Annotated in this window: 14 protein-coding genes; all 14 read right to left on the bottom strand. The window is 44.2% G+C overall.

The window, feature by feature from the left end; all coding sequences use genetic code 11:
- Positions 1-22: 22 nt before the first annotated feature.
- Positions 23-1,090 (bottom strand): undecaprenyldiphospho-muramoylpentapeptide beta-N-acetylglucosaminyltransferase, encoded by a 1,068-nt coding sequence (gene murG / locus EAE89_RS11565; RefSeq protein WP_054479204.1) that lies wholly within the window; start codon positions 1,088-1,090, stop codon positions 23-25.
- A complete protein-coding gene (ftsW, locus tag EAE89_RS11560; RefSeq protein ID WP_054479203.1) occupies positions 1,087-2,280 on the bottom strand; it encodes a cell division protein FtsW in 1,194 nt (397 codons plus the stop codon). Before ftsW ends, murG begins: the two co-directional genes overlap by 4 nt.
- Positions 2,280-3,590, bottom strand: a complete 1,311-nt coding sequence (gene murD / locus EAE89_RS11555; RefSeq protein ID WP_214085877.1) for a UDP-N-acetylmuramoyl-L-alanine--D-glutamate ligase — start codon at positions 3,588-3,590, stop codon at positions 2,280-2,282. The genes ftsW and murD overlap by 1 nt, the downstream gene beginning before the upstream one ends.
- Positions 3,591-3,592: 2 nt before the next feature.
- Entirely contained in the window at positions 3,593-4,675 is a 1,083-nt protein-coding gene (mraY, locus tag EAE89_RS11550; protein ID WP_054479200.1) for a phospho-N-acetylmuramoyl-pentapeptide-transferase, read from the bottom strand.
- Positions 4,669-6,048, bottom strand: a complete 1,380-nt coding sequence (gene murF, locus EAE89_RS11545) for a UDP-N-acetylmuramoyl-tripeptide--D-alanyl-D-alanine ligase (protein WP_214085876.1) — start codon at positions 6,046-6,048, stop codon at positions 4,669-4,671. The genes mraY and murF overlap by 7 nt, the downstream gene beginning before the upstream one ends.
- The gene (murE, locus tag EAE89_RS11540; protein WP_214085875.1) at positions 6,045-7,532 is read right to left on the bottom strand and encodes a UDP-N-acetylmuramoyl-L-alanyl-D-glutamate--2,6-diaminopimelate ligase; all 1,488 of its coding nucleotides are present in this window, start codon (positions 7,530-7,532) and stop codon (positions 6,045-6,047) included. The genes murF and murE overlap by 4 nt, the downstream gene beginning before the upstream one ends.
- Positions 7,519-9,285: a peptidoglycan glycosyltransferase FtsI gene (locus tag EAE89_RS11535; RefSeq protein ID WP_054479195.1), complete on the bottom strand. Its 1,767-nt coding sequence runs from the start codon at positions 9,283-9,285 to the stop codon at positions 7,519-7,521. The genes murE and EAE89_RS11535 overlap by 14 nt, the downstream gene beginning before the upstream one ends.
- Before the next feature lie 29 nt (positions 9,286-9,314).
- Positions 9,315-9,635: a cell division protein FtsL gene (gene ftsL, locus EAE89_RS11530; protein WP_072161878.1), complete on the bottom strand. Its 321-nt coding sequence runs from the start codon at positions 9,633-9,635 to the stop codon at positions 9,315-9,317.
- A complete protein-coding gene (gene rsmH / locus EAE89_RS11525) occupies positions 9,632-10,576 on the bottom strand; it encodes a 16S rRNA (cytosine(1402)-N(4))-methyltransferase RsmH (RefSeq protein WP_054479192.1) in 945 nt (314 codons plus the stop codon). Before rsmH ends, ftsL begins: the two co-directional genes overlap by 4 nt.
- Positions 10,577-10,578: 2 nt before the next feature.
- Positions 10,579-11,037, bottom strand: coding sequence for a division/cell wall cluster transcriptional repressor MraZ (mraZ, locus tag EAE89_RS11520; RefSeq protein WP_054479189.1), 459 nt, complete (start codon positions 11,035-11,037; stop codon positions 10,579-10,581).
- A gap of 583 nt (positions 11,038-11,620) precedes the next feature.
- Entirely contained in the window at positions 11,621-12,628 is a 1,008-nt protein-coding gene (gene cra, locus EAE89_RS11515) for a catabolite repressor/activator (protein ID WP_054479188.1), read from the bottom strand.
- A gap of 86 nt (positions 12,629-12,714) precedes the next feature.
- Positions 12,715-13,206, bottom strand: coding sequence for an acetolactate synthase small subunit (gene ilvN / locus EAE89_RS11510; RefSeq protein WP_054479187.1), 492 nt, complete (start codon positions 13,204-13,206; stop codon positions 12,715-12,717).
- 2 nt (positions 13,207-13,208) lie between these two features.
- Positions 13,209-14,936, bottom strand: coding sequence for an acetolactate synthase 3 large subunit (gene ilvI / locus EAE89_RS11505; RefSeq protein ID WP_054479186.1), 1,728 nt, complete (start codon positions 14,934-14,936; stop codon positions 13,209-13,211).
- Between the two features lie 353 nt (positions 14,937-15,289).
- Entirely contained in the window at positions 15,290-15,856 is a 567-nt protein-coding gene (locus tag EAE89_RS11500) for an RBBP9/YdeN family alpha/beta hydrolase (protein ID WP_214085874.1), read from the bottom strand.
- Between the last annotated feature and the right edge of the window lie 550 nt (positions 15,857-16,406).

Genomic DNA, 16,406 nt, shown 5'->3' with positions numbered 1-16,406 from the left:
ACCCTTTTTCAGGTGGTCTGAATCATTTTTTGGCTGCATCGATTAATGCCGCCGATACTTGCTCAGTTGCATCAGTAATTGCTGCTGAACGGGCTTTTTTTGCCATTTCCAACAATTGTGGGCGTTGCCACTGAGTTAATAATTCCACCACTGCATCAACCGTAAGTTGTGGTTGTTCCAGTATTTTTGCTGCACCAGCTCTTTCCAGTGGCAGCGCATTCCAGTATTGCTGACGATCTTTATGCTGAAATGGTATAAAAATCCCAGGTAATCCAGCTGCGGCCACTTCGCTGACTGTCAACGCACCAGAACGACAAACCACTACATCAGCCCAAGCATAAGCTTGCGCCATATCGTCAATAAATTCAGTAACCTTATGTTCACACTTAACTGAATTGTTATAGGCATCCTGAACACTTTCTTTAACCCCTTTGCCAGTCTGATGCCAAAGGGTAATTTTATCACCCATACGGGCTGCAACTTCGGGCATTATCTGGTTGAGAATTCTCGCGCCCTGACTACCACCAATAACCAGAACCCGAACCGGGCCTTCACGCCCTGCCAAACGCTGTTCAGGTATGGGTAATGTCAGCACATCTTCACGAACAGGGTTCCCAACAATAGGCGCTTTTGGGAATGCGCCAGGGAATGCCTGTAAAACAGTTGTAGCGATTTTTGCCAACCAACGGTTTGTCAGCCCGGCAATACCATTCTGTTCATGCAAGACAACCGGAATACCGCACATCCACGCAGCAATACCGCCAGGGCCAGAAACATACCCCCCCATTCCGAGCACTACATCTGGCTGATAGCGGCGCATAATCGCTTTTGCCTGACGAATTGCTTTGAAAATTCGTGCTGGCGCCGTTAGTAGTGCTTTAATTCCCTTACCTCTCAAGCCAGAAATCTGAACAAATTCAATTTCAATACCATGTTTCGGCACTAAATCCGCTTCCATACGATCCGCTGTTCCCAGCCAACGAACTTCCCAGCCTTGGTTTTTTAAGTGATGAGCTACAGCCAAGCCCGGGAAGACATGTCCTCCGGTTCCACCAGCCATCACCATCAAACGCCGGGTCTTACCACTCATCGAGAACTCCTTACAAACGCCTGTGCTTTTGCCAAACGTGTTTCAAAATCAATTCTTAATAGCAATACGATAGCGGTCGACATAATCAACAAACTTGAACCCCCATAACTAATCAGAGGTAAAGTCAGACCTTTGGTCGGTAACATGCCTGCGGCAGCCCCGACATTAACCAAGGTTTGAAAACTGAACCAGATACCAATCGAACACGCTAAAAAACCAGAAAAACGCTGATCCATCTGCAACGCACGACGACCTATAGTCATCGCACGAAAAGCGACGAAGAATATCATTAACAACGCCAAAACCACACCTACGTAACCTAATTCTTCTGCCAAAACAGAGAAAATAAAGTCAGTATGCGCTTCGGGTAGGTATGCCAGCTTCAGTACTGAATTTCCCAATCCTTGCCCCAAAAACTCCCCGCGACCAAAAGCCATCAAAGATTGTGTTAATTGATAACCTTTGCCATACGGATCTTCCCAAGGGTCCAGAAAAGAAGTTACACGGCGTATACGATAAGGTTCAGCAATAATTAATAGAACTACTGCAAATATCCCCGAACCAATAATTGCCAGAAACTGCCACAATTTTGCTCCCGCTAGAAATAACATAGCCAATGTTGTTACAAACAGCACTACCACAGTTCCCAAGTCAGGCTGAGCTAAAAGTAATACAGCCAACACCACCATGACGCCCATTGGCTTACAAAATCCCCAGAAGTTATTCCGTACTTCTTCCACTTTACGCACCAGATAACTGGCGAGATAACAAAATAGAGAAAGTTTGGATAACTCAGCTGGCTGAATTCTCAAAGGTCCAAACGCAATCCAACGCGAGGCACCATTTACCGAGCTTCCTACCGCCAAGACAACCAGTAGTAGAATAACAGAGACAAGCAACATCAGGTTGCTATAGCGCTGCCATAAATCCATTGGAATACGCAGTGTTATTAATGACAATCCGAAAGCTAGCAACAGATAAATCGCATCACGTTTAGCAAACAGAAATGGATCTTCTGCAAGACGCTGCCCAACCGGCATTGACGCCGAAGCCACCATAACAAAGCCGATAATACCTAATCCGAGTGTCAGCCAAATCAATGTACGATCATACAACACTATATTAGTAGCATCGGTTTCACGGCCATCAATAATCCAGTCTTTTAATCTACTGAACCCGGAAATAAACATCAGCCCAACTCCTCAGCCAGACGAGCAAACTCATGACCACGCTGCTCAAAATTACGAAACTGATCAAGGCTGGCACAAGCAGGAGATAACAGCACCATGTCGCCGGCAACCAATCGCGGCGCAATATCACGCATCGCCTGTTCCATAGTTTCAGTCAATATAGCTATTTCCGGGCGTAGTTGCGCTAACCGTTTACCATCACGACCAAAGCAGTAAAGCCGGATTTTATTTCCGCTAAGGAAAGGTTTGAGCGGAGAAAAGTCTGCCGATTTACCCTCTCCACCCAACAGCAAATAAAGCATGCCATTCAGCTCCAAGCCATTAAGAGCCGCTTCCGTACTACCAACATTGGTTGCTTTAGAATCGTTAATCCAGCGTACCCCCTTGTTCAGATGAACAAGCTGGAAACGATGCTCAAGCCCTGGGTAAACCGCCAATGCTGCCAAGCTGGCTTTACGGGGAATATCAACCGCATCAGCTAACGCCAGTGCAGCCAACCCATTAACGTAGTTATGCCACCCTGTCAGTTTGATTTCATTTGTCGCTAACAATGATTCATTGTGAACTTTCAAAAACGCATTTTTACTGTCAAGTTGGTAGTCGCCACAATCGACACCAAAACTAATACAACGATTATCGGTACCCGTTTCCGGCAATGTTAAAGCGTCCTGAGCATTAACAATGCATGCCTTCGCTTGATGATAAACCCTCAATTTAACTGCCCGATACTGAGACAAGCCTTGAGGATAACGATCCATATGATCTTCAGTTACATTCAGCACAGTTGCCGCTGCTGCCTTAAGACTATATGTAGTTTCCAACTGGAAACTGGAAAGTTCCAAAACATAAAGCTGACAAGATTGTTTCAATAGTTCTAACACAGGAAGACCGATATTACCGCCGACACCCACTTGCCAATCAGCCGCTTTCGCCATTTCTCCGACAAGACTAGTCACGGTACTTTTACCATTAGAACCGGTGATTGCGATTATCGGGGCTGTTGCTTCACGGCAAAATAACTCGATATCGCCAACGATTTCTATACCAGCATTAGCCGCGGCCTGTAATTCGGCTGTTGCCAGAGCAACTCCGGGACTTACAACAATCAAGTCAGCATCCATCAACCATTTGGCATTCAAGCTACCACTATGACATTCAACCTCATCAGGCAGCTTGCCCCTGCCAGGTGGCATTGCACGGGTATCCATCACGCGAGGAATAACACCCCGCGCCATAAAAAAATCAACACAGGAGAGGCCCGTCAGCCCTAGCCCAATAATGATGACTTTTTTACCCAAATAATCCGTCATGATTAACGTACCTTCAATGTTGCCAAGCCAATCAGCACTAACATTAGAGAAATAATCCAAAAACGCACGATAACGCGCGGTTCTGGCCAGCCTTTCAATTCATAATGGTGGTGAATAGGTGCCATGCGAAAAATACGTTGTCCTCGCAGTTTAAAAGAACCTACCTGCAAGATAACTGACAAGGTTTCCACCACGAATACACCACCCATAATCACCAGTAGAAACTCCTGACGCAGCAATACAGCAATGGTCCCAAGCGCACCACCTAATGCCAAAGAACCAACATCTCCCATGAAAACCTGAGCCGGATAAGTGTTGAACCACAGGAAACCTAATCCAGCACCAACAATTGCAGTACAGACGATGACCAATTCACCGGCATGATTCAAATAAGGAATATGCAAATAATTGGCAAAATTGACATTACCTGTTGCCCATGCAACCAGTGCAAAACCAGCCGCAACAAAAACCGTCGGCATAATTGCCAAACCATCCAACCCGTCAGTTAGATTCACTGCATTGCTGGTTCCGACAATCACAAAATAAGACAACAGAATGTAAAGCACCCCCAGTTGCGGCATCACATCTTTAAAGAATGGCACGACCAATTGTGTTGCCTGGGTATCTTTACCGACACTATACATCGCGAATGCTACGCCCAGCGCCAAGACTGACTGCCAAAAATACTTCCAACGAGCAATCAACCCCTTAGTATCTTTACGCACGACTTTACGGTAATCATCCACGAAACCAACAATGCCGTAACCAATCAGGACAATTAGCACACACCAGACATATGGGTTATTCAAACGCACCCACAACAGTACCGAAATTGTGATTGAAAATAGGATCAGCAAACCACCCATAGTCGGCGTGCCACGTTTACTGAAATGAGATTCTGGCCCATCATTGCGAACAACCTGCCCAATTTGCAATTTTTGCAGGAAGGCTATCATGCGCGGCCCCATCCATAACGCAATAGCCAATGCAGTCAGCAGGCTGACGATAGCCCTAAACGTCAGATAAGAAAAGACGTTAAAGCCAGTGTGATACTTGACCAAATATTCGGCCAGCCAAACTAACATGTGAAGCTCCCCTGTAATGCGCTCACGACATCTTCCATCGTGGTACTGCGCGAACCTTTAACTAAAACTGAAATGACTTTGTGTTGCTGTAATAGTGGAACCAATGCTGCAACCAATGCGGTTTTGTCCACAAAATGCTGACCACAACCACTCGCTTCGCTAATGTGCATACTTGAGGTGCCCACACTGAATACTTTGTCGATACCACTAGCAGCGGCGGCTTCCCCCACTTGACGATGGTAATTCTCTGCCTGTTCACCCAACGCCCCCATATCGCCAACGACCATGACTCGATACCCAGGCATCTGTGATAACACCTGAGCCGCAACAGTCATCGAACCGACATTGGCGTTATAAGTATCATCAAGCAGCAATTTTCCTTCCGCCAAATTGATTGGAAATAACCGGCCCGGAACAGCCCTCAATTCAGACAATCCAACACGGATATCTTTTAGCGTTGCACCAACAGAAATTGCCAACGCACTGGCAGCTAAGGCATTGGCAACATTGTGTTTCCCAGGTAATGGCAAAATGATTTCTGTGCTGCCGATGGGGGTATGCAAATGAAAATGAGTGGTCAGCTGCTTAACCTGAATATTTGTAGCATAAAAATCAGCATCCGATGCCTGTTGCATGGAAAAACGCCATACCGTTTTGTTGCCAGTAATCTGTTGCCAATTCGCCCAATCATTGCTTTCCACGTTGATAATGGCGATACCTTCTGCTGGAAGACCAGAGAAAATCTCTCCCTTGGCTTTTGCAATACCAGCCAGAGAACCAAAATCTTCTAAGTGTGCAGTGGATAAATTATTGACCAGAGCTGTTTCTGGTCGGGTCATTTCTGTGGTATAGGCAATCTCACCAATATGGCTTGCACCCAATTCAATCACGGCAAACTCATGCTGTTCTGTCAACCTAAATAATGTCAACGGTACACCAATCTCATTATTCAGATTACCCGCAGTATAAAGCGTGTTACCACTCTGACGCAAAATCGCTGCGGTCATCTCTTTCACCGATGTTTTGCCGGAAGACCCCGTTAGCGCAACAACTCGAGCTTTACTCTGTTGGCGAACCCAACCAGCTAATTTCCCCATTGCTAAACGGGTATCTTTGACCACGACCTGAGGACAATTAACCGCTAATACACGGCTCACCAGCAAAGCACCGGCACCCGCTTTTACTACATCATCAGAAAAATCATGGGCATCAAAACGTTCACCTTTCAATGCAATAAACAGACTACCATTTTCAACCTTACGGCTATCAGTAGTAACATCACGGATATAGATATCTACTGCCTGCCGCTCAGTCACCTGATTTAGTACCCCGTCAGTAACTTGTGCCAACTGTTGCAAGGTAAGGGAAATCATGCAATTACCCCCAGTAACCGGGCAACAGTCAAGCGGTCTGAATAATCCAAACGACGATGGCCTACCAACTGATAATCTTCATGGCCTTTACCCGCCACTAATACAACATCATCTTCTTTTGCCTGCATAATGGCACTGGTCACCGCTTCAACACGACCATGAATCGCCATTGCTCGCCCCGGATCAATGAAGCCAGTCAAAATGTCAGCAATAATTGTCTGTGGCTCTTCACTTCTCGGGTTATCATCGGTAACAATCACATAGTCGGCCCACTGTTCTGCCACACTCCCCATTAAAGAACGTTTGCCTTTATCACGATCACCACCACAACCAAAAACACACCAAAGTTTGCCTTTACAATGCAGACGTGCAGCCGATAGAGCTTTCTCTAGTGCATCAGGTGTGTGAGCATAATCAACAACGACTGCTGGCTTATCCGGTGCAATGAACACTTCCATTCTCCCGCAAACAGGTTCAAGGCAGGAAGCCGTTTCAAGCAGTTTTTCCAATGGATAATCCAGCGCTAATAAGGTAGAAAGTGCTAACAGCAGGTTGCTGACATTGAAGGCTCCCATCAGGGGGCTGTCAATTGTACCGCCTCCCCAACTGGACTCAAAAGTAATCGATACGCCTTTATCGTAATATTTTATTTCACAGGCCGACAACCAACGCCCTTGCCAATCTTCTGGCAAGCGGTTTTCCATCGTCACAGCCACCGCTTGCGGTAAACGGGATAACCATTTCAGACCAGTATCATCGTCAGCATTAATGATTTGTTGTTTCACATTGTGAGAGGAAAACAGTAGCCACTTAGCTGCTTCATAGTGTTCCATATCACCATGGTAATCAAGATGATCACGGCTCAGATTGGTAAACACCGCCGCCTCAAATGGTAATGCGGCCACACGCCCCTGCACCAGTCCATGGGAAGAGACTTCCATTGCTGTAAAAGTAGCCCCTTGTTGAACAAGTTGTTGTAAATCCAGTTGGATATCAACAGCTGAGCCAGTGGTGTTTTCACTTGGCGCCACATGCCCCAATAAGCCATTACCTACTGTTCCCATCACTGCGCTGGTTTCACCCAATCCGAAAGCCCACTGCGCAAGTAATTGGGTCGTAGTCGTTTTACCGTTGGTTCCGGTCACGCCAATCAGGTGTAATTTATCACCAGGGTGGTGATAAAACTGACTGGCTAACTGTGACAACTTATTATTCAAATCGCTCACATAAACAACTGGAACACCATGTATAACCTGCACAATCCCGTTATCGGCCTCGCTTTGGGCTTCTGCAATAACCGCCGCGACTCCTTGCGCGATAGCCTGAGGAATGTAGTGTCGACCATCTGCCTGATGCCCTTTAATAGCAACAAACAAATCTCCGGCAGCCGATTTACGGCTGTCCAATGTCATTTCGCGTAATGCACGCTCTGGGGCATCAATACCCAATGGAGCGAGTAAACCGCGTAGATTACGATCTGCCACCTGTATCCTCTTTCTTATTAATCACAAATTCGTTTTTATCACCTGCTGCCAAAGCATCCGGCTCCACATTCATGATGCGCAGAACACCCCCCATAATGGTGCCAAATACCGGCGCAGAAATCGCACCACCGTAATACTTACCTGCCAGTGGATCATTAATGACTACAACCAGTGCAAATCTTGGATTACTTGCTGGAGCAATGCCTGCGGTGTAAGCGATATACCGATTAATATATTTGCCATCCGGCCCAAGTTTCTTGGCTGTGCCAGTTTTGATGGCAATTCGATAACCTTTTATCGCAGCTCGTGTTCCGCCGCCGCCGGGCAGAGCCACACTTTCCATCATATGAACGACAGTACGCATGACTGGTTCTGGAAATACTCTTGTACCTGGCACGGGTGGATCAACTTTAGTAATTGACAGTGGGCGATAAATGCCCAAGCTACCAATCGTTGCATAAACCCGCGCTAACTGTAACGGTGTTACCATCAGCCCGTAACCGTAAGAAAAAGTAGCTCTGTCAAGATCTGACCACCGTTGCCTCTTTGTTGGATATAAGCCACTGCTTTCTCCGACCAATCCCAGATTGGTTGCTTTTCCCAATCCAAAGCGTGAATAGACATCCACTAATTCTGTCGCGGGCATTGCTAACGCCAGCTTAGAAACACCAACGTTGCTTGATTTCTGTAAGATACCGGTGATGGATAATTCAGAATAACGGGCCACATCTTTAATTTCCTTGCCGCTGATTCTATAAGGTACTGTATTAATAACTGTATTTTCTTTGATAATACCATCATTCAACGCAGCCATTACCACCATCGGTTTCACTGTGGAACCCGGTTCGAAAATATCGGTGATCGCACGGTTACGCATTGCTTCTTTTGGCACATTAATGCGATTATTCGGGTTATAAGATGGACTATTTGCCATTGCCAGCACTTCACCAGTATTAACATCTATCAGTACAGCTGTACCGGATTCCGCTTTATTAAAAGCCACTGCATTTGTCAGTTCGCGGTAAACTAATGACTGCAAGCGTTCATCAATACTCAATACCAAATTGTGTGCAGCCAGACTATCAACAGATGAAATATCTTCGATGACACGACCAAAGCGGTCTTTACGTACAATCCGTTCGCCCGGCTGACCCGTCAGCCAGCGATCAAAACTTTTTTCTACGCCTTCAATACCCTGACCATCAACGTTAGTCACACCAATAATATGGGCGGTTACCTGACCTGACGGATAATAACGCCGAGATTCCTGACGTAAATAAATTCCCGGCAATTTCAGTTTATGAATATAATCGCCAACCGATGGATTAACCTGACGCGCCAGATAAACAAAACGACCTTTGGGATTAGCACTGATTTTGCTAGTAAGTTGCTCAATAGGCAGATTAATGGCATCAGACAAAGCTTTCCAGCGGGTATCATCCGTCATCCCCCCTTTTTCAAATACCTCTTTCGGATCTGCCCATACAGCATTAACCGGAACACTGACAGCCAAAGGTCGCCCCATGCGGTCGCTGATCATACCGCGGGCGGTAGGAACTGACTGTACGCGCAAAGAACGTAAATCCCCTTCTTTAACCAATTGATCCGGATTAATAACTTGCAGGTAAGTAACTCGCAATAGCAAGCCAACTAAAGCAAGGGCAATTCCCCCGCATAACAAGGCAAAACGCCAGCTGACAAAGCTGGCTTTATCTTCTTGCCGTTTTGACTTCGCAGAGCGTGCCACTTTCATCACTTACCTTATTAATTAATCAAATTAACTCACTGTAAAACAACAACGTTTTCCTGTGCAGGATTAACATGCTGCATATGCATTTTTTCAACTGCTACTCGCTCAACCCGGCTATGCTCACTAAGCGCATTTTCTTCAAGGATTAAATTACGCCACTCGATATCTAACGCATCACGTTCCAATACCAGATGCTCCTTTTCAGCAATCAACAAACGAGTTTCATGCGTTGTGGTCACAACAACTATGGCTGAAACCACCACAGCCACTAGAAGAATCAATGGTATTTTGGCATTTCTGAGCAAATCGCTGCCGATAATGCCGGCTAATCCGTGACGTTCACCTGCCATTATTCACTGACTTTTTCAGCAAAACGCAAAACCGAACTACGAGCTCGTGGGTTATCAGCCACTTCGTTCTCTGAAGGTTTCATCTTGCCAATAGACTTTAGGCTACGCCCGCCTTGTGCTTTCAGTTGCTCTTCTGTCAGTGGTAATCCTGCCGGTACTTGTGGCCCACGACTGTTATGACGAATAAATCGCTTAACAATGCGATCTTCCAGTGAATGGAAACTGATAACTGAAAGTCGTCCATGTGGGGCAAGCACCTGTAATGCACCATCCAGCGCTTGCTCAATCTCTTCCAATTCACTGTTGATATAAATCCTAATCGCCTGGAAGCTCCTTGTTGCTGGATGCTTATGCTTCTCTTTCACCGGACTGGCTTGAGCAATCAAATCCGCCAACTCTTTTGTTCGGGTAATGGGTTGTTCCTGATTACGTGTAACAATTGCTCTGGCGATACGTTTGGCAAAACGCTCTTCACCAAATGTTTTTAACACCCATGCAATATCATCCGCTTCCGCTTTCATCAGCCATTCTGTAGCTGACTGCCCGTGAGTCGGGTCCATCCGCATATCTAGCGGCCCATCACGCATAAAAGAAAAACCACGTTCCGGATCATCCAATTGAGGTGAAGAAACACCTAAATCCAGTAATACACCATCAATTTTGCCTGTCAGACCGGCTTTTTCTACATAGTGTGCTAACTCAGAAAACGGTCCATGGACAATTGAAAAACGCGGATCTGTAATCGATTTTGCAGTTTCAATCGCTTGCGGATCACGATCAATTGCGATTAAACGACCGGTCATACCCAGTTGTGACAAAATCAGGCGTGAATGCCCGCCACGCCCAAATGTGCCATCAATATAGATTCCATCTTCACGAATATTCAGTCCGTTGACTGCTTCATCCAGCAATACGCTGGTATGTTTAAAATGACTGTTTGCCATGTTTATAGTGATAAGTCCTGTAGCCGTACTGATAAAGGTTGTTGTGTGGATTGTTCAGTTGCAATGTCATCCTTAACCTGTTGATACCAAGCCTGCTCATCCCACAATTCAAATTTGTTGAACTGACCAACCAGCATGACTTCTTTGACTAGCCCTGCGTGCTGACGCAGAGTATTGGCTAGCAAAAGACGTCCAGCACTGTCCATCTGGCATTCACTGGCATGACCTAAGAGCAAACGTTGTACCCGACGCTCTGCCGGATTCATACTGGATAAGCGGGAAAGTTTTTCTTCGATAATTTCCCATTCAGATAGTGTATAAAGCAGCAGGCATGGCTGATGAAGGTCAATGGTACAAACCATTTGCCCTTGCGATTCCTCGTTTAGCATAGCTCGATATCGGGTAGGTACGGCAAGCCGTCCCTTGCTATCGAGATTAACCAACGTTGCTCCACGAAACATCCTCAAGTTGCCTCAGACAATTCAAAATTACCACTTTATCCCACTAATCCCCACAATAAGGAGTTTACGGATGGGACGAAAACCTTGTCAAGCCAGAGCCGATGCGCTTTAGCTATATTTAGTAAAAGGATTTTGGAAGTTGGCAGCACAATGATTGAATTTAGCAATATCAATAATAATTAACACTATGATAATTTTGAATAATTTTTCGAGCAAAGGGAGAATGAATGTTTACGATAAAATAATGAAAAAATAATTGTGTTATTAGTTTATTTACATAATTTACATTTCATTACTATCCAACCATCATACAATAATATTTATCATTTAATGGGTACATTCGATACTAAAACCAACAATGATAATAAAATCATCAAAAATAACATCATTAAAATCGATTTAATATATAAATAAAACAACGAGATAAGATAAAAAGCAAAAAATTCCAAATCCGAATAAATTCATATTCATGCCTTTTTTCTGGTAAATAATTTAAGCATTGTTCTAAAGTTGTCTTCTGACACTTTTTTCTACAAATCTGGAGTAAAAGCCCCCCACCCAAAAATTAATGAGGGGGCTTTTATCATAACTTTCGGTTCAAGCTTCCTCTCCGGCATAAGTCACGGTGTATCCGTGTAATACCTGGGCTTGGTTTTTGCTTTTCATCCAAACTGGCTAGTACTAGTTCTAATACCTGATCCGCAACTTCACGATGGCGCTGCGCTACAGAAAGCACCGGACATTCAAGGAAATCCAATAATTCATGATCACCAAAAGTCGCAATAACCAATTGATTAGGTAACCGGCCACTGTGTTTAAGCGTGACATCCATTACGCCCTGTAAAAGAGCAAAAGAAGTCGTGAACAACGCTTGTGGCATCGGGTAAGTTTCCAACCACTTAGCGAACACCTCAGCCGCTGCATCACGTTCATAGCTGTTTGAGTAAAGATACATAACTTCGCGAGGGTCATCTTTCCAGGCTTCACGGAACCCCTGTTCACGCAGAAAGCTAACGGATAGCTCAGGTAATGCCCCAAGATACAGCACAGACTCAGCGGGGAATTGACGAAACTCTTGTGCCAACATTTTTGCATCTTCAAAATCATCACCCACTACGCTGATAAAGTGTTCATTTTCCAATGCGCGGTCGAGCGCAATAATAGGCAAAGAACGATTTGCCCAGCGCTGATAAAAAGGATGTTCAGGAGGTAATGCAGTAGAAACAATTATTGCGTCCACCTGACGTTGTAACAGGTGTTCAACACAGCGCATCTCATTATCAGGCTGATCTTCAGAGCATGCTATCAATAATTGATAACCACGCTGACGAGCTTGACGCTCTAGATAATTCGCAATACGGGTATAGCTGGTATTTTCTAAATCTGGAATAACCAAACCAATAGAACGGGTGCGTCCTGCACGGAGACCCGCTGCCACAGCATTCGGATGGTAATTATGCTCTCTAACCACAGCCATCACTTTCTCTACCGTTTTATCGCTGACCCGGTATTGCTTAGCTTTACCATTAATCACATAACTGGCCGTTGTGCGCGAAACACCTGCAAGGCGGGCGATTTCATCCAGTTTCACATTAACTCCTCATAAATCCAGAAAAGGCCCTACTTTATCGCAGAGCCTCGTAAATGTATGTACATTGTCCCGCAGTTTGCGATTTTTCATCGCATAATTTTATCCCCACGCGATACACCGACAATACCGGAACGGGCCACTTCTACAATTTCAGCAGCCTCGCGAACGGCATCAAGAAATGCATCCAATTTATCGCTGGTTCCTACCAGTTGTACGGTATATAGGGTAGAAGTCACATCAACGATCTGCCCGCGAAAGATTTCAGTACTGCGCTTGATTTCCTCACGTCCATATCCGCTGGCCTGTAATTTCACCAGCATAATCTCACGTTCTACATGAGAACCTGATACCAACTCGCTAACCCGCAATACATCCACCAGCTTGTGCAGTTGTTTTTCAATCTGCTCAAGTACCCTGGCATCACCTTTAGTCTGAATGGTCATCCGTGACAATGTCGGATCATCCGTTGGAGCCACAGTCAAACTTTCAATGTTGTAGCCGCGCTGGGAAAACAGACCAACAACACGGGACAAAGCCCCCGATTCGTTTTCAAGTAATACAGATAAAATCCGGCGCATAATCAGGTTCTCTCCGTTTTGCTTAACCACATCTCATCCATTGCCCCTCCACGGATCTGCATAGGATATACGTGTTCAGTTTCATCCACTGTGACATCAACAAATACCAGCCGCTGGTTTTCAGTCACCTCTTTCAAGGCTTCTGCTAATTTACTTTCCAGTTCATCATAACTCTGAATAGAAATACCAACATGACCATAAGCCTCTGCTAGTTTGACAAAATCAGGCAAAGATTCCATATAGGACTGAGAATGACGCCCGGCATAAATCATGTCCTGCCACTGTCTTATCATCCCCAGGAAACGGTTATTTAGATTCAGAATCAATACTGGCAGGTTATATTGCAATGCTGTGGACAGTTCCTGAATATTCATCTGAATACTGCCATCCCCGGTAACACAGACTACCGTTGCTTCTGGTTTCGCCAGTTTGACACCCAAAGCAGCAGGTAAACCAAATCCCATGGTTCCCAAACCGCCAGAACTTATCCAACGCCTTGGCTTATCAAATGGGTAATGCAATGCAACAAACATCTGGTGCTGCCCAACATCCGAAGTGACATAAGCTTCGCCTTTAGTCAGACGATAAAGAACCTGGATAGCGGCCTGAGGTTTAATCTTTTCGCCATTACGATCAAAATTGAGACATTTACGACTACGCCATTGCTGAATAGATAACCACCAATCTTTCAATGCATCCGGGTCCTGCGTATCTTCCATTTTTTCCAACAATTCCAGCATTTGCCTCAGAACCTGTTTAGCGTCCCCAACAATAGGTACATCTGCGGAAACGGTTTTCGAAATTGATGTTGGATCAATATCAATATGTAAAACAGTTGCTTCTGGACAGTATTTTTCCAGATTATTAGTCGTTCGATCATCAAAACGGACACCAACAGCAAAAATCACATCTGAATTATGCATTGCCTTGTTAGCTTCAAATGTGCCATGCATACCAAGCATACCCAGATTTTGCCGATGAGTGGCCGGGAAACTGCCTAATCCCATCAGGGAACTGACAACCGGAATATGAAATTTTTCTGCTAATACCAGTAATTCTGCCGAACAATCTGCATTAATTACTCCGCCCCCGACATACATAATCGGTTTTTTCGCATTCAGAAGCTTTCTCAATGCTCGTTTAATCTGCCCTTTATGCCCTTGAATCGTCGGGCTATAAGAGCGCATGCTTATCTGTTCAGGATAAATATATGGCAGTTTTATTGCTGGATTTACCGTATCTTTTGGTAAGTCAATAACAACTGGCCCCGGACGACCACTAGAAGCCAAATAGAAAGCTTTTTTTAGTACCTTCGGAATATCTTCCGCTTTCTTCACTAAAAAACTGTGTTTCACGATCGGACGGGAAATACCCACCATGTCACATTCCTGGAATGCATCATTACCAATCAAGGAACTGGCTACCTGACCGGACAATACAACCATTGGAATTGAATCCATATAAGCTGTCGCAATACCCGTGATTGCATTGGTCGCACCTGGCCCAGAAGTGACCAATACCACACCAACCTTACCCGTGGAACGGGCATAACCATCAGCCATATGAACTGCACCTTGCTCATGACGTACCAGGATATGCCCAATTCCCCCAACCGTATGCAAGGCATCGTAAATATCCAGTACTGCCCCACCCGGATAACCGAATACATGTTCAACGCCCTGATCAATTAACGATCGGACGACCATTTCAGCTCCTGATAACATCTCCATGGGTTTTCCTCCAGGCTCTGTTTGCAAGTTAATAATCGGAAGTTATTTCCACTTTTATTTTAGTAAGACAAATAGACTCTCAGCTATTATCGTTGCTGAGTTAATTAACATAACGCTAGAAACGGATGTTAGCAATTGTCATCACCCTATTCTCTTCCCACCACTTCTGCCGTAATCCGTATCATCCCATTCCGTCTATAAATATGGTAATATTCAGCCAAAATCCATATACCTCATCATGAATTCATTCTTTTATCACGCCATAAATTATATTAATTCCAATAATTCACCAAAATAGCCAGGTTATGAACATAAGCAGACCTGACATATCTGCAAACAGCCAGTCAATTTCTTCACAACATTGAATTATCTTTTAACACCTTCTCCAGATTAGGAAAAATCGTAAAACCATCGCGATCTAAAAAGTGCCCGCCATCAGGGAAACCGTACAATTCAGCACAAATCTTCTGGCTCAAATTTAATGTAAACTGTGGGGGTACAATCTCATCATTAAGAGATAATACTGCTATTCGCCGCTTTATTTTTTGTATAAAGAGACGAAAATCTAGATTCACATCAGTAAATGTACTTAATTCAGGTAGGGTAGGTAATTCTTCAGAGAATCCTGAAATTAATACGACACCCCCTATAGTGACATCATCAGGTAAAGATGAGATGTACCTGAGTGTGGCAATACAGCCCAAGCTATGCCCAATAAAAAGCGTTCTTTCATTAGGATTGGGTATACTTTGCTGCAATTTTTCTTGCCACAAATGAGGAGAAGGAGCATGTGATTCTGGCATTTCTGGCACAATAACCTGAATATTTGACCTTTCATATTGACCTTTAAGCCAAGGAAACCAATGTCTATTAGGGGCTGCTAAAAAACCATGAACAATAACTAAATTATCAAAATTCATTAATTCACCAAATTATACAAAATGTGTTCTATTTACTATAAAAACGAGCATAGAATACTATCAGCTCATTTTTATAGTCCTCTTTTACATATACTTTTCATATCCTATTCTTAATCAATGAGAAATAAAATAATCTATCTGATAGGAATAACATAATGTTGTCAGTCAACAAGTCCTTATAAATTAGCAGAAAAAATAGCACCAGCCCCTGAAACCATATGAATTTTTTGTTCTGAGATAAAATAACATTTTTATAGCATGAATCGCCGAATAGTTTTCAGATGACAAGTATTAAAACTGTGATATTTAACAATCACAGAGCGATATCAGGGAATGTCATTTATCTACGACTTTTAAGGCTGAACTACAGTCTATTCGCCAATATTGAGATCTTTAAAAACCAAGGAACTTTGGGAAAGTGCCTAGTGAAATATGATGCGATACCACCTGGAACTTTCCTTGAAGAATTACCAGTTTAAGGAAATAGCATTAACTAACTTGATATATACCCAATAGATTTCAAGTTGCAGGGCGGCAGCAAGTGAACGCA

The sequence above is a fragment of the Photorhabdus heterorhabditis genome (genome assembly GCF_018448905.1).
In the GTDB taxonomy this organism is placed as follows: Bacteria; Pseudomonadota; Gammaproteobacteria; order Enterobacterales; family Enterobacteriaceae; genus Photorhabdus; species Photorhabdus heterorhabditis.
Note: the sequence above shows the minus strand (reverse complement) of the source record. Positions and strands in the feature narration are given on the sequence as shown.